This is a genomic window from Streptomyces sp. NBC_00385, from assembly GCF_035917155.1.
Lineage (GTDB): Bacteria > Actinomycetota > Actinomycetes > Streptomycetales > Streptomycetaceae > Streptomyces > Streptomyces poriferorum.
The window spans coordinates 6,016,115-6,033,350 of sequence record NZ_CP107951.1 but is presented as its reverse complement, the minus strand read 5'-3'; the positions used below and the strand labels follow the sequence as shown (position 1 = coordinate 6,033,350).

Below are 17,236 nucleotides of genomic sequence, written 5' to 3'. Positions count from 1 at the left end.
GGGGTGCGGCCCTCGGCTGCGTACGGGCGGTGCGGACGGTCAGACGACCGAGAGCGCCACCTTGATGTTGCCGCGCGTGGCGTTCGAGTACGGGCAGACCTGGTGGGCCTTCTCGATGAGCGCCTGCGCGGTCGCCGTGTCGACGTTCGGGATGGTCGCGGTGATCGCGACCTCCAGACCGAAGCCACCGGCCTCGGTCTTGCCGATGGAGACCGCGGCGGTGACCGTGGATCCGGAGATGTCGGCCTTCTCCTGGCGCGCCACGACACCCAGCGCGCCCTGGAAGCAGGCACTGTAACCGGCTGCGAAGAGCTGCTCCGGGTTGGTGCCCGCGCCGCTGCCGCCCATCTCCTTCGGCGGGTTGACGACTACGTCGAGCTTGCCGTCGTCCGAGGCGACCCGGCCGTCACGACCGTTCTCTGCGGTGGCGACGGCGGTGTAAGCGACGGCTATGTCCTGAATGGTCATGCTTGAGGATTCCTCCTGCTGATGCGCCGCGACTCGCGCCCACGATCGCGACGGCCTGGGACGAGCCTAACGGGTGCCCGGAGCGGCGGTTCAGCCGAGGGAGACGATCATCTTTCCGGTGTTCTCGCCGCGGAGCAGACCGAGGAACGCGTCGAAGCCGTTCTCGATGCCCTCGACGACCGTCTCGCGGTACTTCAGCTCACCCGAGGCCAGCCAGCCGGCCACTTCCTGGACGAACTGCCCCTGAAGATCGGTGTGATCGTTGACGAGCATGCCCTGCAGGCGCAGCCGCTTGCCGATGACGAGGGCGAGGTTGCGCGGGCCGGGGGTCGGCTCCGTCGCGTTGTACTGGGCGATCATGCCGCAGATCGTCGCGCGGCCGTGCACGTTGAACGAGGAGATCGCGGCTTCGAGGTGCTCGCCGCCGACGTTGTCGAAGTAGACGTCGATGCCGTCGGGTGCGGCCTCGCGCAGCTGCTCCGCGACGGGGCCGTTCTTGTAGTTGAACGCGGCGTCGAAGCCGTACTCCTCGACGAGCAGCTTGACCTTCTCGTCGGAGCCGGCGGAGCCGATGACGCGCGAGGCGCCCTTGAGCTTGGCCATCTGGCCGACCTGGCTGCCGACCGCACCGGCGGCGCCGGACACGAAGACCGCGTCGCCCTCCTTGAAGGAGGCCACGTCGAACAGGCCCGCGTAGGCGGTGAGTCCGGTCATGCCCAGCACGCCGAGGTAGGCGGAGAGCGGGGCGAGGGAGGCGTCGACCTTCACCGCGTGCTTGGCGGGGACGTCGGCGTACTCGCGCCAGCCGAGGCCGTGCAGCACGTGGTCGCCGACCGCGAAGCCCTCGGCGCCGGACGCGACGACCTCGCCGACCGCGCCGCCCTCCATGGGGTGGTCCAGCTTGAACGGCGGGGTGTACGACTTCACGTCGTTCATGCGGCCGCGCATGTACGGGTCGACCGAGAAGTGCAGGTTGCGGACGAGGACCCGGCCCTCGGCGGGGGCGCTGACCGGAGCCTCACGCAGCGCGAAGTCCTCGGCCTTCGGCCAGCCGTGCGGACGGGCTACGAGGTGCCATTCACGGCTGGACGTGGGAAGGGCTGCAGACATGGGCTCGGATCTCCTCGATGCCTAGAGGGTGCGGGAAGGGTGGTGCGGAAGCCGTTCCACCGGTTCGTACTGAGCCGGTTCGTGCTGAGCGAAAAGCTTCATGATGTGAAACAACCATGCGCCTGGATATTTCATGTTGTCAAGTAACCGGCTATCCTGAGCCGCATGGCCACCACTCGTACGGACCCGCTGACCCTCGAAGTCGTCGAGCTGATCGGCGCGGTCGTGGCGCGCTATTACGAGGAGTACGAGCAGGCCGCGGCCGCCCACAGCCTCACCGGTGCCCAGGCGCGGGTCCTCGGCCTGCTCTCGCTGGACCCGCTGCCGATGCGCCGGATCGCGCAGAAGCTGAAGTGCGAGCCGTCCAACGTGACCGGCATAGTCGACCGGCTGGAGGCGCGGGGCCTGGTCGAGCGGCGGCCCGACCCGGCCGACCGCCGGGTGAAGCTGGCCGCCCCCACGGAGAAGGGGGCACGCACGGCCCGCGAGCTCCGCGCATCCCTCGACTTCGCCCGCGAGCCCCTGGCCGGGCTCTCCGACTCGGACCGCGCGGTGCTGCGGGACCTGCTGCGCCGGATGCTGGGCATGGACCCGGCCGGCCTGTCCTGAAGGTCCTGGCTCCTCAGCAGAACCAGGGGAACCAGCAGTCGTCGTCCGAAGGGGTCGGCGACGGTGTGGGTGTCGGCGTGGGGGTGGGCCGCGGCGGGCTCGCGGACGGCGACGGGGCGTCGCCCGTACCGCCCGGCTCCGACGGCCCGCCGGTGGTGGGCGACGCGGCCGGCGAAGGCGGTACGGAGGAGACCGGAGCCGGGGCCGCCGGCGCGGAGGTGGCTCCACCCGGACGCGCCTCGTCCGTGGCCCGGGAGGACCGGGTGGCGCCCGGGGAGCGCGTCACGGTGGCCGGGACGGCCGAGGGGGTGCCCGAGGGACTCCTCACCGGCCCGGGCGGCTCCGCCGTGTCGCTCACCGTCGGCTCCGGTGCGGGAGCGGTGGTGACGGACGTCGATTCGCGTACGTAGTCCGAGGCTCCGTCGCCACCGTCCGGTTCTGTCGCGAGCTCGGCCAGACTCAGCGCGCCGGCCGCCAGGACCACCCCGAGCAGCGCCAGCAACACCGTACGGCCCCGGCGGCTGCGGCCGCGGCGGCCCCGGCGCGGCCGCTCGGCGGGTGCCGTACGCCGGCGGCCCGGACCGCGTCCGCCGTGCGTCCCGCCCCGCGTCCGGGCAGCATCGCGCTCCCGGCGGCGATGCCCCCCGTACTGGGGCGGCGCGGCCTGTTCGTCCCCCGCTTCCGGCTCGTGGCCGAGGGGCGGGGACGCGGCGTAGGGGCTCAGCGCCTGAGCGGGGGTTCCGCATCCGGCACAGGCCAGGGCGCCGTTCAGATGCCGCTGACAGGGCTGGCAGTAATCCATGGCGCCCGCAGGTTAGACGCCCACCGGACAACGGAGAAAGCCGCTCAGGTGAGGATCCTGTGTGGAACCGTTGGTTCCATGACCACTGCCGCCCCCTTCGGCCCCCGTGAGTTCCAGCTCGTCCTGCTGCGCCGGATGGCAGACCACCAGCCCGGCCTCGTCGAGGACGCCCGGCACGAGCTGAGTGCCACCCTCGCCGAGATGCGTGAGGCCAACCGCCGCTGGCAGGCCATGTCGCGGGCGCCGCGCGGACGGGGGGCGCTGCGCCGCTACCGGTCCGTGCTCGGGGAGCCCGAGTCGTCCCTGCGCCGCGCGGTCGGCGATCTGGAGTGCGACGCGCTGTTCTGGCCGGTCCCGCTCTGGCCCGACCTGCGGTTCGAGGTGATGGTGGCGCCGGGCGGCGCGGTGTGGAACGAGTGGCTGGTCCGGGCGCCGGGAGCGACCGCCCCCGTGCTCGGGCCGGCCGGGGAACTGCGCCCCTGGTCGTGCACCGTGAACGAGGTGGCCCGGGCCTTCGCGCCGGCCCGCCCGATGGAGGGCAGCGCGCCGACCCGCTGGGCGCTCGCGATCACGGACGCGGCCACCGGCACCCCGTACGTCGCCGAGTTCACCTGGGGCCTGTTCCAGCGGCTGCTCCCCGGCGTGCCGGGCGCCTGAGAGCCGCGCCGACGAGCCGTCAGCTCCGTACCCCCTACGGCGTATCCCAGCGGGCGCCACGCCCCCGAACGGCGCACGATTCGAAGAGAACCGGCTGCCCGTCGGTCCCCGCCATCAGCGCTCTCGGGAGAACCTGCCGTGACCGTCAGCCTTGAGCAGTTGCGCCGTTGCCATGTCGCCGTCGACCTCGGGGCCGCCCGGACCCGGGTGTACATCAAGGGGCTCGGGCTCGTCGTGGACGAGCCGAGCGTCGCCGCCGTCAACACCCGTACGGGCTCGCTCATCGCCGTCGGCGCGCTCGCCGAACAGATGACGGGCCGCACCCCCGACTACATCCGGGTGGTCCGCCCCGTCTCCGGCGGAACCGTCGTCGACATCGAGATGGCCCAGCGCATGCTGCGCCATCTGCTCGGCGAGAAGCTCCGCCGCCAGCTGCGCCGCAAGCCGCGCCTGCGCGCCGCCGCCTGCATCCCGCACGAGAGCGATCCGCTCGCCCAGCGTGCCGCCGTGGAGACCCTGGTCGGACTCGGTGCGCGCCGCGTCGAGCTCGTCGACACCCTGATCGCGGCGGCCGTCGGCTGCGGGCTGCCGGTCGAACAGCCGACCGCCACCATGATCATGGTGTGCGGGGCCGCGACCACCCAGATCGCGGTCCTCTCGCTCGGCTCGATCGTGACCGCCGTACGCATCCCGATCGGCGGCGACGCCATCGACCACGCGGTGATCCAGCATCTGCGCCAGTACCACGAGCTGGTGCTGCCCAGCCAGTCCGTGCGCCCGCTCCAGCTGGCCCTCAGCGGCGCCGGACTGACCCCGCACGGGCCCTCCGTGACCGAGATCCACGGCCGGGACGTGGCGACCGGTCTCGCCCGCTCCGTCCAGGTCGACACCGCAGCCGTCCGGCAGGCGATCCACACCCCGCTGACCGCGGTCCTCGACGGGCTCGGCAAGATCCTGCGGGACTGCCCGCCCGACCTCGTCGCCGACCTCGCCGACTGCGGGATCATGATGGTCGGCGGCAGCGCCCTGCTGCCCGGGCTCGACCAGATGCTCCGCGACGCCACGGGCATGCCGGTGCACATCGCCGAGCGGCCCGACGTCTGCTCCGTCCTCGGGCTCGGCGCCATGCTGGACGGGAAGATCAGCCCCATGGTCCTCGACCCGCTCGCCGGCTGAGTCCCGCGGGCACGGCGGATGACCGACGAGCCGAGCGAACGGGCGCCCAGCCGCGGGGTCCCCCGGTCACCGCGGCTGCCGATGCTGCTGGAGGCGGTGCTGCGCGTCGGCACCGACCTCGAACTCCGGGCCACCCTGCAGCAGATCGTCGACACCGCGACCGCGCTCACCGGAGCCCGCTACGGCGCGCTCGGGGTCCTGGACGCCGGGACCGGCACGATCAGCGAGCTGTTCGTCACCGGGCTGAGCGAGAGCGAGCAGGCGGCCATCGGCGACTTCCCCGACGGGCACACGGGCCTGCTCGGCGCGCTCATCCAACAGGCGGAGCCGCTGCGCTCCGACGACCTGGCCGACGATCCGCGCTCCTGCGGTGTGCCGCCCGGCCACCCCGTGATGCACACGTTCCTCGGCGCCCCGATCCGCGTCCACCGCAAGGTGTTCGGGAACATCTACCTCGCGGAGAAGGAGACCGGGCACTTCACCGACACCGATACGACGCTGCTCCGCGTCCTCGCCGCGCAGGCCGGCATCGCGATCGGCAACGCCCGGCTGTACGAGAGCGCCCGGCAGCGCGAGCGCTGGATCGAGGGCGCGGCCGCGGTCACCAACACGCTGCTGACCGGCGAGAACGCCTCCGACGCCCTGATGACCGTGGCCGAACGGGCCAGGATGCTCAGCGACGCGGCGGCCGGGGTGATCCTCCAGCCCAACGAGGAGGGTGGGATGGAGATCGTCGTCGCCTCCACCCTGGAGGACCCGGCCGGTCTGGTGGGCACGGCGATCGCCCCCGGCTCCCCCGTCCTCGTCCAGCTGCTGGGCGGCGAGGCCGTCTTCATCGACGACTCGGCGACCGATCCGCGGATGACCACCCCGGTGCGCTCCCGCTTCGGCCCGAGCATGATGCTGCCCCTGCAGAGCGGCGGGCGGCTCATCGGCACCCTCGCCCTGCCCCGGCGGCGCGGCGCCCGCCCCTACACCGACGTGGACCGGCTGCTGGCCTCCCAGTTCGCCTCGCAGGCCGCGCTCGCCCTGGTCCTGGCGGACTCCCAGCACGACCGCGAGCAGCTCGCGGTGTACGAGGACCGTGACCGGATCGCCCGTGACCTGCACGATCTCGTCGTCCAGCGGCTGTTCGCCACCGAGATGATGCTGGAGTCGACCCGCCGCCGGGCCGGTGCCGAGGACACGGACGAGCTGCTCGGCCGCGCCGTGGACGAGCTGGACTCCACGATCCAGGAGGTGCGGACCGCCATCTTCGCCCTCCAGCAGCCGCCCGCCGAGGCGCCCACCACCTTCCGCGGCCGGGTGCTGCGGGAGATCAGTGGCGCGGCCGCGGTGCTCGGGTTCCAGCCCTCGGTGCACTTCACCGGTGCGGTGGACGCGCTGGTGCGGGACCCGGTGGACGGGCAACTGCTCGCCGCGCTGCGCGGTGCGCTGGCGGCCGCGCACCGGCGGGCCGGGGTCTCGGCGATCGAGGTGGAGGTGGACGCGACGGCCGTGCTGCCCGACGGCAGGTCCGGGGTCCGGCTGGCGGTCGCCGACGACGGGCGCGAACCGGACGGCTCGCGCGCGCCGACCGTCATCTGGCAGGAGCCGCTCTGAGCGCGATCCTGGTGCTGGAGTGGGCGACGCCCGCCTCGCGCTTGAGCCTGCGCAGCAGGCCGTCCAGCGCCGCGGTGTCGGCGGCCGTGGCCCGTACGAGGTAGTCGTGCGCGCCCGTCACATGCACCACTTCGGTGATTCCGGGCAGGGTCAACACTGCCCGCTCGAACACCTCGTTGGTGGTGTCCGAGCGCAGGGACACGTCGATGAAGACGACGAGCCCGGTCCGGGTGTCGGCGGCGGGGTCGATGATCACGGTGAAGCCGCGGATGACGCCGTCCCTGCGCAGCCGGCGCACCCGGTCGGCGGCCGCGTTGGCGCTGAGGCCGACCCGTGTCCCCAGATCCCGGTACGAGATCCGCGCATCCTCCTGGAGGACGCCGAGGATTTCTCTGTCCAGACGGTCCATGCAGCGATTGTCCCAGCTCCGGGCCGATCGCGACTGCGGAGACGGCGGACCCCCCGTGCGCGCCCGGGCGGACGGGGTCCCGTTCGGAGTAGTCCGACGGGCTCGCAGCCCACTCCCGCCCTTGACTGGCTGTGTGGATACCGCAGCGAAGCAGTCACCGGCCCCGGCCGCCGAGAAGCCCTCCGGCGCCGCCTACCGCAACCTCGTGATGGCCACGATCGGCTTCGCGCTCACCTTCTGGGCCTGGAACCTGATCGCGCCCATGTCCGCGGACTACAAGGACCGGCTCGGCCTGAGTTCGTTCCAGCAGTCCCTGCTGGTGGCCGTGCCGGTGCTCGTCGGCTCGCTGGGCCGCATCCCGGTGGGCGCGCTCACCGACAAGTACGGTGCGCGGCTGATGTTCCCGCTGATCTCGGCGCTCACCATCGTGCCGGTGCTGCTGCTGATCCCGGCGAAGGACTCCTACGGCGCGATGCTGGCCGTGGGCTTTCTGCTGGGGCTCGGCGGAACGACGTTCGCGATCGGTATCCCCCTGGTCAACTCGTGGTTCCCGCCCGCGGACCGCGGCCTCGCACTCGGTGTGTTCGGCATGGGCATGGGCGGCGTCGCCCTGTCCGGATACTTCACCCCGCGGATCGCCAAGCACGGCGACAACCTGCCGTTCCTCGTGGTCGCGGGCGCCCTCGTGGTGTACGCGGCGCTCGCGGCGGTGCTGGTCAACGACCGCCCGGGCCGCCAGGTGCCCACCGACACGCTGGCCCACCGGCTCGGCGCGGCGGGCAGGCTGCGGGTCACCTGGGAGCTGTCCGCGCTGTACGCGATCGGCTTCGGCGGCATCGTCGCGTTCGGCGTCTACCTGCCGACGTACCTGAAGACCTGGTACGAGCTCTCGCCGACCGACGCCGGCACGAAGGCGGCCGGATTCGCCCTGGTCACGGTCATCTTCCGGCCGATCGGCGGCTGGCTCTCGGACCGCATGCATCCGGCGGTCGTGACCTCCTTCGCACTCGGCGTCGCCGCCCTGATGGCCATCGTCCAGGCCTTCGACCCGAAGCTGGTGCCCGGCGGCACGATCGCCCTGCTCGTCATGGCGGCCGGGCTCGGCACCGCGAGCGGCAGCGTCTTCGCCCTGGTCTCACAGGTGACGCCGCAGGCGAAGGTGGGCAGTGTCACCGGCATCGTCGGCGCGATGGGCGGCCTCGGCGGCTTCGTGCCGCCGCTGGTGATGGGGGCGATCTACAGCGCGAAGGACTCGTACTCGATCGGCTTCATGCTGCTGTCCGACCTGGCGCTGGCGGGCTGTGTGTACGCGTACGGGCGGATGCGGACCATCCAGCGCGACACCTGAGAGACCCCTGCGCCACGAGAGGAACGGCAGCGTCCCCGCCGGGACGCTGCCGTTCGCCGTGGGCCGGGTCAGCGTCGGGCCGCAGCCTCCGCGCGCTGCTGCTCGAACCGGTTCACCCAGTACGCCGTCCGGTCGAGGTAGGCCGTCTCGGCGGCCGCCCCGGTCTTCCCGTAGGCCCCTTCGTAGGTCTGGTAACCGTGCCCTGCGGGCGGGGTGCTGGACGCGGGTTCGATCGGGCTGCCCTCGTGCCATTCGTTGAAGGAGGTGACGGAGACCCAGCTGGGTGATCCGCCGATGGCCGGGTCGAGTGCGTTGCTCCACTCCAGGTCGTAGGAGGCGCCGTCGTCCCGGCCCAGGGTGGGCGTGGTGTTGCCGGGTACGGCACGGTCGTCGATGTATCCGGGGGCCACCGAGGGCGCCCAGACCAGGCCGTTGGCCTTCGCGTACGCCCCTGCCTGCTGCCAGCCGGGGGCGGTGGCGCCGGCGATGCCGTCGTAGGTGTAGATGCCGCCGAAGTGCGCGACCTTGGTGGTGTCGGTGGTCTGCGCGAGGACGATGGCGCTGTCCCGCACGGCGTCCAGGGCCGACCAGTCCTGAATCCTCAGGCTCTCGAAGACGTAGAACGCGGGGCGGTTTCCGTGCTCCGCGTCCCGGTAGTAGGCGGGGCTGTCGCCGTACGTGCTGTTCAGGTAGGCGATGTCGTCGACCACGGACGCCGCGGTCCTGCCGCTGTACGGCTCGATGTGCCAGGCGACCTTGATCCCGTGCCGGGCGGCGGCGTCCAGGACCTGGCCGGCGAGGGAGTCCTCGTAACCGCCCTGCCCCCACCAGCTGTAGACGATGACGCCCGCACCCGACCGCTCGATCCACTTCATGTGCTGCTCGACGGCCCCGGCGATGTCACCGGAGTCGTACGGGCCCAGCTTCGGGTAGAGGTCGGCGCCGATGTCGTCCGGCGGGGTGTGGCCGCCCTGTTCCCAGTGGCGCCAGCTGCCGTTCGTCTCCGGCGTTCCGTACCACGGGTAGTAGAAGAGGTGGACGTCGGAGGAACCCTCCGCCACGGCCGGCGACTCCCGGGACAGGGTGAAGCTGTCGATGTCGAAGAGGGAGCCCGCTCCCCCGGTGAACTTCAGGAACAGCGGGCCCGAACCGGCAGTGAGGGCTCCGGTCACCTCCGTGAAGGTCTCCCAGCCGCCGGTGGGTGCGACGTCCACCGATCCGAGCAGCGGTCCGGTGGCCGATCCCGCGTGCACCTCGACGGTGCCGCCCGCCCCGGCCGAGGAGACCCTGGCGGTGAAGGAGGTGGCCCCGGCCGTCTCGGCGGAGGCGTAGCCCGCCCAGTCACCGTTGTCGATGTAGCCGAGCGTGGCCCCGCCGCCCGCTCCCGCGTGTGCGGCGCTCTGCACGCCGGACGAGGAGGTGTACGACTCCGCCTCCACGGCCGTGTCACCGGGGTCCGGGTCTGTGGCGCCGCAGTCGGCCTGTACCGCTCCGGCGGCGTACTGGATGCCGCCGAGCAGGAGTTGGCGGAAGTCCGGATCGCCGTAGGACTCGATGGTGTGGCCGAGGCCGGTGTAGAACGACCGGCCCTGCTGCTGCGGATGGCACCAGGTGATGGGGTGGTCGCCGCCCATCTCCCCGCCCGTGTAGCTGCTTTCGTCGAGGCTCTGCAGCACATGGACGTCGTCGCGGGGATCGGTGCGGTAGTTGTACCACTCGTCGGTCCGGGTCCAGGCGTCGTCGAGGTGTACGGTCGCCGGATGGGCGTGGTCCTCGGTGACGACCTTCGCCTGCTGGATCGCCGGGTGGCTCTTGAACCAGGCGCCGACGAGGTGTTCGTACGCCGGCCAGTCGTACTCGGTGTCGGCGGCCGCGTGGACGCCGACGAATCCGCCGCCCCCGTCGACGTACGCCGACAGCGCGTCCTGCTGCGCGGTGTCCAGGACGTCGCCGGTGGTGCTGAGGAAGACCACGGCCTCGTATCCGGCGAGGTTCTGCGGGGTGAAGGCCCCCGCGTCCTCGGTGGCCGTGACGGTGAAGCCGTCCGACCCGCCGAGCTCCTGGATCGCGGTGATGCCGGCCGGGATGGAGTCGTGCCGGAATCCGGCGGTCCTGGAGAAGACCAGCACGTCGTACGGGTCGGCGGCAGCAGCGGCGGCTCCCGCGGGGGCGGGGGCCAGCAGGGCCGTGCCGAGGGTCAGCGCGGCGGCGCACGCGATATGGCGTGCGCGCCGGGCCAGTTGGCGTCTCATCCGTCGGTCACCCTTCCGTCTCGAAGGTGAAGGCGTCGATGTCGAACAGATTCCCCTGGCCCGTGGGGCCCTTGAAGACGAGGAAGAGTTCGGTGGAGCCCGCGGGTGCGTTGCTCACGTCGGCGGACACGTCCGTGAAGGTCTCCCAGCCGCCGGTGGGTGCGACGGTCAGGGTGGAGAGCAGCGTGCCCGTGGTGGAGCCGGCGCGGAGTTCGATCGTGCCGCCGGGGCCGGCGGAGGAGACCCGGGCCGAGACGTGGGAGGCGTTGCCGAGTGCGTACGGCTCGAAGGAGACCCAGTCACCGTCGTCGGTGAAGCCGACCGTGGCACCGCCCTCGGCGGTGCCGTGCTGGGCGGGTTCGATACCGGACTGGGCGGCGAAGTGCTCGGCCTGCCGGTGGCGGGGCTGCAGGACGCTGTCGCTGTGCGTGGTCAGTCCGCCCGCGTCGGTGTACTCGGCGTCGAAGACCCCGTAGATGTTGGCCGCGCTGTCGTGCTCACCGTCGACGGGGACGTCGAGGGTGCCGGAGCAGCCGTTCTTCGAGGTGATCTGGTGGCGGTGGCTGTCGTGACCGAGGAGATAGGTGACCTTCACCTTCGAGCAGTCGACCGTGCCGTCCTCCGGGTCGGTGACGGTGACGGTGAAGGGCATGGAGTCGCCGAAGGAGAAGAGCGCCCCGTCGACCGGGGTCGTCAGGGTGACGGTGGGGGCGGTGTTGCCCGCCGTCACGACGAGGCTGGCCGTGCCCGTGAGCCCGTCGGGGTCGGTGACCGTCAGGGTCGGGCGGAAGGTCCCGGCGGTGGTGTAGGTGTGGTGCGGGTCGGCCTCGGTGGAGGTGGCTCCGTCACCGAAGTCCCACGAGTAGCTCAGCGCCCCGCCCTCGGGGTCCGCGCTGCCGGCCGACGAGAAGGCCACGGCGAGCGGGGCGGGGCCCGAGACGCGGTCCGCGGCGGCCGCGGCGACCGGTGAGCGGTTGCTGCCCGCCAGGTACTCGACGCGGTAGAGCGCCTGGTTGCCGGAGCCCGTGCCGTAGTCCAGGACGTACAGCGCACCGTCCGGGCCGAACGCGGAGTCCATGACCTGGGTCCCGGTCCAGGGGAAGGTGTCGATCGTTCCGGGTGAGCCGTCGGCCTCCACCTCGACCGGCTTGATCCACTTGCGGCCGTACTCGGTGGCGAAGAAGCGGCCGTCGAGCGAGGCGGGGAACTTCACCGCCGATTCGAGGCCGGCGTCGTAGTGGTAGACGGGACCCGCCATCGGTGATTCGGAGCCGCCGCCGAACTCGGGCGGGGAGCCCGCGTCACCCGCGTACCTGATCCAGGCGGGCTGCACGGCGGGGAGCTTCGGCTGACCGGTGTTGCGGAAGGAGTTGTTGGCCGGGCCGCCCGCGCAGTCGTACTTCGCGCCGGACGGGCCGGCCGGGAAGGTGTACTCGTTGTACGTCTCCGAGGCGGTGTTCGTGCCCGTGCAGTACGGCCAGCCGAAGTTGCCGGGACCGGTCACGCGGTCGAACTCCACCTGGCCGCTGGGGCCGCGGCCGGCGTCGGTGGTGCCGGCGTCGGGGCCGTAGTCGCCGATGTAGACGGTGCCGGTCGGCTTGTCGACGGACATCCGGAACGGGTTGCGGAAGCCCATGGCGTAGATCTCCGGGCGGGTGCCGGAGGTGCCGGGGGCGAAGAGGTTGCCGGACGGGACGGTGTAGCCGCCGTCGGCCGTCGGCCTGATCCGCAGGAGCTTCCCGCGCAGGTCGTTGGTGTTCCCGGAGGAGCGCTGGGCGTCGAACTGCGGGTTGCGGTCGGTCCGTTCGTCGATCGGCGCGTAACCGCCCGACTCGAAGGGGTTGGTGTCGTCGCCGGTGGTCAGATAGAGGTTCCCGGCCGCGTCGAAGTCGATGTCACCGCCGACGTGGCAGCACTGGCCCCGGTCGTTGGCGACTTCGAGCAGCACCTTCTCACTCGCGGCGTCCAGGGTCCCATCGGCCTTCAGCGTGAACCTGGAGAGGTTGAGGTGCCCCTTCCATGCCTCGAAGTCGGCGGCGGAACCGGTGACGGGGGCGTCACCGGCCGGGGTGTTCAGTGCGGGCGAGTAATAGAGGTAAATATGGCGGTTGTTCGCGAAGTCCGGGTCTGCCGCGACCCCTTGGAGCCCTTCCTCGTCGTGCGTGTAGACATTGAGCTTGCCCGCCGTCTTCGTCGCCCCGGAGGCGTCGGTGAGCCGGACCGTGCCGTCGCGGGCGGTGTGGACGACCGAGCGGTCCGGGAGGACGGCGAGGGACATGGCCTCGCCCAGTTCGGCGGCGCCGAGGGCCAGTTGGACCTGCTGGTAGTCGGCTGCGGGAATGTCGGCCGGGGCGTGGACCGCGGTGGGGGCGGCGGGCGCGGCGGCCGCGGTGCCGGAGGCGAGGCCGCCGGTGGCCACCAGGGTGAGGGCGGTGACGGCTCTGGCCCACAGTGGGGGCGATAAGGACATGAACGCTTTCCTTCCTGACGGTGCGTGGGGTTGTCAGGACAAGGCGCTGTCGCGCTTTGCGACGTGCATGTGCGGCCGGACGAGAAGAGCGGCGTGACCAGGTTTTTTCTCTTCGATCACGTCAGAATGCTCGACCGGAGTGAACTTTTTGCATGCTGGCAACGCAAAATTAATTTGTCAAGGTCACAACCAAATCCCCTCGATTGCCCCGTACAGCCACCCGCACCGCGGCTCGGGTAAAGCTCTGAGGCCGGAAGCGCTTCACCGAATTAGGCTTCGGAGAGTGATGCCACTCTTGCCTGCACTCCAGGACACGGCCGGCCCGACAGCTTCCCGCGAAGCCGTCCGTTTCGGCGAACAAACCCTGAACTACGCGCAGTTGGGCGCAGCGGCGGATGCACTCGCTGCCCGCATCGCCGACGCCGGGCGGGTCGCGGTCTGGGCCGCCCCGGCCCCGGAGACCGTGGTCGCGGTGGTCGCCGCACTACGGGCGGGCGTGCCCGCCGTACCGCTGAACCCGAAGACGGGCGAACAGGAACTGGCGCACATCGTCGCCGACAGCGCGCCCTCGACCGTGCTGGCCGCGGCCGGTGACGTGCTGCCGCCCGCGCTGGCCGGGCTGCGACGGCTGGACGTGTCCGTGGCGGCCCCGGCCCGCACGGACGCGGAGTTCCCCGAGCCCTCCCCCGAGTCCCCCGCCCTGGTCGTGTACACCTCCGGCACCACCGGCCCGCCCAAGGGCGCCGTCCTGCCGCGCCGGGCGATCGCCGCCTCGCTGGACGCCCTGGAGGACGCCTGGCAGTGGACCGGGGACGACGTCCTCGTCCACGCCCTGCCCCTGTTCCATGTACACGGTCTGATCCTGGGCATCCTCGGCCCGCTGCGCCGGGGCGGTTCCGTACGCCACCTCGGCCGGTTCTCCACCGAGGGCGCGGCCCGGGAACTGAGCTCCGGCGGGACGATGCTGTTCGGCGTGCCGACGATGTACCACCGGCTCGCGGAAGCGCTTGCGGACCCCTCGGCGTCGGACGGCCTCGCGAAGGCCCTCGCGGGCGCACGGCTGCTGGTCTCCGGGTCGGCCGCGCTGCCGGTCCACGACCACGAGAGGATCGCGGCCGCGACCGGCCGCCGGGTCATCGAGCGGTACGGCATGACGGAGACGCTGATGAACACGGGCGTCCGGGCCGACGGCGAACCGCGTCCCGGCACGGTCGGCCCGCCCCTGCACGGCGTCGAGCTCCGCCTGGTGGAGGAGGACGGCACCCCGCTCGCCGACCCCGCGTCCATCGGCGAGATCCAGGTGCGCGGCCCGAACCTGTTCACCGAGTACCTGAACCGCCCCGATGCCACCGCCGCGGCCCTCACCGCCGACGGCTGGTTCCGCACCGGCGACATGGCCACGCTCGACCCCGACGGATACGTACGGATCGTGGGCCGCAAGGCCACCGACCTGATCAAGAGCGGCGGCTACAAGATCGGCGCCGGTGAGATCGAGAACGCGCTGCTGGACCACCCGGGCGTCCGGGAGGCCGCCGTCACCGGTGAGCCGGACCCGGACCTGGGCGAGCGCGTCGTCGCCTGGGTGGTGCCGGCCGACCCTGCCGCCCCGCCCTCGGCCGCCGAGCTGGCGGACCACGTCGCGGCCCGGCTGTCGCCGCACAAGCGCCCGCGCACGGTCCGCTACCTGGACGCGCTGCCGCGCAACGACCTGGGCAAGATCATGAAGCGGTCCCTCCATGGCTGACCGCCCGACGGCCCGCGAGGCGATCGCCGCCCTCACCGCCGACTTCACCGAGTCCGCCGTACCCGCCGGGGACAGCGCGGGCGACGGGCCGCTCGACTGGTCCGGGTACGCCGAGTCCCGGGCCCGGGCCACCGCCCGGACCGGCGAGCAGGAGTCCGTCGTCCACGGCACCGCCACGGTCGGCGGCCGGCCCTGCGTGCTGATCTCCTTCGAGTTCGGCTTCCTCGGCGGCTCGCTCGGACAGCGCACCGGCGACCGGCTGGAGGCGGCGTACGAGGAGGCCATGACCCGGCGGCTGCCCCTCGTCTCGCTCATCGCGACGGGTGGCAGCCGGATGCAGGAGGGCATGATCGCGCTCACCCAGCTGCACCGGGTGGCCCGCGCCTCGGCCCGGCTGCGCGCGGCCGGACCGGCGCAGCTCGCGGTCCTGCGCGACCCGACGACCGGCGGCGGCTGGGCGACCCTGGGGGCGGGCGCCGACGTGATCCTGGCACTCCCGGGCGCCCAGGTCGGGTTCGCCGGCTCCCGGGTGCGGCCGGCGGACGCGGACCCGGGCGCCTACACCGCCGAGGGCCAGCTGGCGGCCGGCCAGACCGACGCGGTCGTCCCGCCGGGCGAGCTGCCGGACACGGTGGGCCACTGGCTCCGGCTGCTCGCCCACCGCGACACCCCGCCCGCCCCCGCCCCGGTCCCGGCCGCGCTCTCCTCGGCCGGACTCCCCCGGACCGGCTGGGACGCGGTGGTCCGGGCCCGGTCCACGTCCCGGCCGCACGCCGAGGCGTATCTGGACGCGTACTTCACCGTGCGGCTGCCGCTGAGCGGCGACCGCTGCGGGGGCACGGATCCGGGGCTGCTGTGCGGGTTCGGGCTGCACGACGGTCAGCCCGTCGCCTACGTGGCGCAGTGCGGTACCGCGACCCGCCCGGCCGGCTACCGCACCGCGGCCCGGGTGATCCGGCTGGCCGACCGGCTCGGGGTCCCGGTCCTCACCCTGGTCGACACCCCGGGCGCGGCCAACGACGCGGCGGCGGAGCGCGCCGGTGCGGGCGCGGCCATCGCCGACGCCTTCGCGGCGGTAGCGGCCGCACGGGTCCCCGTCACGACGCTGGTGATCGGCGAGGGCGGCTCGGGCGGAGCGCTGGCCCTGACGGCGCCGGACAACACCCACGTCACCGCGGACAGCTACTTCTCCGTCATCGCTCCGGAGCTCGCCGCGGCGATCCTCAAGCGCTCCCCGGACCAGGTGCACGCCACGGCCGGCCAGCTGCGGCTGCGCCCGCAGGACCTGGTGGACCTCGGCGTCGCCCGCTCGGTCGTACGACGGGGCCCGCCGGGACGGTGACCCGTGTCCGGCGCGCAGGAGGGGCGAGGGATGGCTAGCGTGGCAAAGGGGCCCGTTCCCACGTGAGGAGATGACCGGCCATGGCCGCAGAACCACAGGGCACACCGTGCTGGGCCGACGCGACGTTCGGCGACCTGGAAGGCGCGAAGCGCTTCTACGGCGAGGTGCTGGGCTGGACGTACGGCGAGTCGCTGCCCGAGTACGGCAACTACACGCAGGCCTACGTGGACGGCAAGGCGGTCGCCGCCCTGTCCCCGCCCATGCCCGGCCAGGACGTACCCCCCGCCTGGTGTCTGTACCTCGCCTCGCCGGACGCGGCGGCCACCGCCGCCAAGATCCGCGAGAACGGCGGCACGGTCCTGGTGGAGCCGATGCAGGTCGGTGAGTTCGGGACGATGGTGCTGGCGAGCGACCCGGGCGGTGCGGCCTTCGGGGTGTGGCAGGCGGGCACCCACGAGGGCTTCGAGGCGCGGACGGTGCCCGGTGCGTACGCCTGGGCCGAGATCTTCACCCGGGAGCCGGACAAGGCGGACGCCTTCTTCCCGGCGGTCTTCGGGTACGGGGTGAAGCGCATGGTCGACGACGCGGTCGACTTCACGCTGTACGACCTGGGCTCGGACGCCGTCCTCGGCCGGATGAAGATGACCGAGGAGTTCCCGCCCGAGGTGCCGGCGCATCTGAACGTCTACTTCGGCGTCGCCGACTGCGACGCCGCGGTGGAGAAGGCGAAGGCACTCGGGGCGGAACTCCGGTTCGGCCCGATGACCATGCCGTTCGGCCGGTTCGCCGCGCTGACCGATCCGCAGGGCGCCGCGTTCTCGCTGATCGACGGGACGACGACCGGGGGCGACATGCCCGAGATCGAGGACGTCTCCTGACCGGTGGCACGGACCGGCCGCCGGATCAGAGCCTGTCGGGTGCGCGCGCGTCGTAGCGCGCGAACCGGGGACCGCAGCGCCAACAGCACCACCGCGACCACACACGCGATCCCGCCACAAGTCACGGCGACGCATCGGCCGTTTCCGGGAGTTCGGTCAGGGATTCGATCGCGGAGCATGGTAGCGACCGGCCGTGATGCACCGGCCGGAAGAAGCTCTGGACAACTGCGTCCGGACTCTGGAGATGCGTGGGGGTAAACCTCCTCGGGCGCTCGCAACCGGCCCACGGAGGTCGGCAACCCGCCGCCTTGTGCCCCACCCGGTCGTGGACGTTGCCGTCAACCACTGCCGTCAGACGCACCAGAGGCC

Annotated in this window: 14 protein-coding genes and 1 pseudogene; 9 read left to right on the top strand and 6 right to left on the bottom strand. The window is 72.4% G+C overall.

Going from position 1 to position 17,236, the window contains the following annotated elements; genetic code table 11:
* Positions 1–39: 39 nt before the first annotated feature.
* Positions 40–468, bottom strand: a complete 429-nt coding sequence (locus OG959_RS26890; RefSeq protein WP_326662494.1) for an organic hydroperoxide resistance protein — start codon at positions 466–468, stop codon at positions 40–42.
* Between the two features lie 90 nt (positions 469–558).
* Positions 559–1,578, bottom strand: a complete 1,020-nt coding sequence (locus OG959_RS26885; protein ID WP_326662492.1) for an NADP-dependent oxidoreductase — start codon at positions 1,576–1,578, stop codon at positions 559–561.
* 165 nt (positions 1,579–1,743) lie between these two features.
* Here OG959_RS26885 and OG959_RS26880 point away from each other — a divergent pair, with 165 nt between their 5' ends.
* On the top strand, positions 1,744–2,187 hold the full coding sequence (locus OG959_RS26880; RefSeq protein WP_326662490.1) for a MarR family winged helix-turn-helix transcriptional regulator: 444 nt from the start codon (positions 1,744–1,746) through the stop codon (positions 2,185–2,187).
* A gap of 65 nt (positions 2,188–2,252) precedes the next feature.
* Entirely contained in the window at positions 2,253–2,597 is a 345-nt protein-coding gene (locus OG959_RS26875; protein WP_326662488.1) for a hypothetical protein, read from the top strand.
* A gap of 47 nt (positions 2,598–2,644) precedes the next feature.
* Here the strand turns inward: OG959_RS26875 and OG959_RS38750 are convergent.
* Positions 2,645–2,989: pseudogene (locus tag OG959_RS38750) on the bottom strand (SCO2400 family protein); the annotation flags it as partial.
* 78 nt (positions 2,990–3,067) lie between these two features.
* Between OG959_RS38750 and OG959_RS26870 the strand changes: the two are divergent.
* From OG959_RS26870 to OG959_RS26860, 3 genes are all read left to right on the top strand, one after another.
* On the top strand, positions 3,068–3,646 hold the full coding sequence (locus OG959_RS26870; RefSeq protein ID WP_326662486.1) for a hypothetical protein: 579 nt from the start codon (positions 3,068–3,070) through the stop codon (positions 3,644–3,646).
* 138 nt (positions 3,647–3,784) lie between these two features.
* Positions 3,785–4,822, top strand: a complete 1,038-nt coding sequence (locus tag OG959_RS26865; protein ID WP_148017416.1) for a rod shape-determining protein — start codon at positions 3,785–3,787, stop codon at positions 4,820–4,822.
* Between the two features lie 18 nt (positions 4,823–4,840).
* On the top strand, positions 4,841–6,424 hold the full coding sequence (locus OG959_RS26860) for a GAF domain-containing sensor histidine kinase (protein ID WP_326662483.1): 1,584 nt from the start codon (positions 4,841–4,843) through the stop codon (positions 6,422–6,424).
* Here the strand turns inward: OG959_RS26860 and OG959_RS26855 are convergent.
* Positions 6,402–6,833: an Lrp/AsnC family transcriptional regulator gene (locus OG959_RS26855; protein ID WP_326662481.1), complete on the bottom strand. Its 432-nt coding sequence runs from the start codon at positions 6,831–6,833 to the stop codon at positions 6,402–6,404. The genes OG959_RS26860 and OG959_RS26855 overlap by 23 nt on opposite strands.
* 133 nt (positions 6,834–6,966) lie before the next feature.
* Between OG959_RS26855 and OG959_RS26850 the strand changes: the two genes are divergently transcribed.
* A complete protein-coding gene (locus OG959_RS26850) occupies positions 6,967–8,181 on the top strand; it encodes an MFS transporter (RefSeq protein ID WP_326662479.1) in 1,215 nt (404 codons plus the stop codon).
* 68 nt (positions 8,182–8,249) lie between these two features.
* Here the strand turns inward: OG959_RS26850 and OG959_RS26845 are convergent, their stop codons facing one another.
* Both OG959_RS26845 and OG959_RS26840 read right to left on the bottom strand, forming a co-directional pair.
* The gene (locus tag OG959_RS26845; protein ID WP_326662477.1) at positions 8,250–10,433 is read right to left on the bottom strand and encodes a ThuA domain-containing protein; all 2,184 of its coding nucleotides are present in this window, start codon (positions 10,431–10,433) and stop codon (positions 8,250–8,252) included.
* A 7-nt stretch (positions 10,434–10,440) separates the two neighbouring features.
* Positions 10,441–12,903: a PQQ-dependent sugar dehydrogenase gene (locus OG959_RS26840; protein ID WP_326662475.1), complete on the bottom strand. Its 2,463-nt coding sequence runs from the start codon at positions 12,901–12,903 to the stop codon at positions 10,441–10,443.
* Positions 12,904–13,189: 286 nt separating this feature from the next.
* Between OG959_RS26840 and OG959_RS26835 the strand changes: the two genes are divergently transcribed.
* From OG959_RS26835 to OG959_RS26825, 3 genes are all read left to right on the top strand, one after another.
* A complete protein-coding gene (locus OG959_RS26835; protein ID WP_326662473.1) occupies positions 13,190–14,647 on the top strand; it encodes an acyl-CoA synthetase in 1,458 nt (485 codons plus the stop codon).
* Positions 14,640–15,989 carry a carboxyl transferase domain-containing protein gene (locus OG959_RS26830; protein ID WP_326662471.1) on the top strand — a complete coding sequence of 450 codons (1,350 nt, stop codon included), beginning with the start codon at positions 14,640–14,642 and terminating at the stop codon, positions 15,987–15,989. The genes OG959_RS26835 and OG959_RS26830 overlap by 8 nt, the downstream gene beginning before the upstream one ends.
* Positions 15,990–16,069: 80 nt before the next feature.
* Positions 16,070–16,867 (top strand): VOC family protein, encoded by a 798-nt coding sequence (locus OG959_RS26825; protein ID WP_326662469.1) that lies wholly within the window; start codon positions 16,070–16,072, stop codon positions 16,865–16,867.
* Positions 16,868–17,236: the final 369 nt, after the last annotated feature.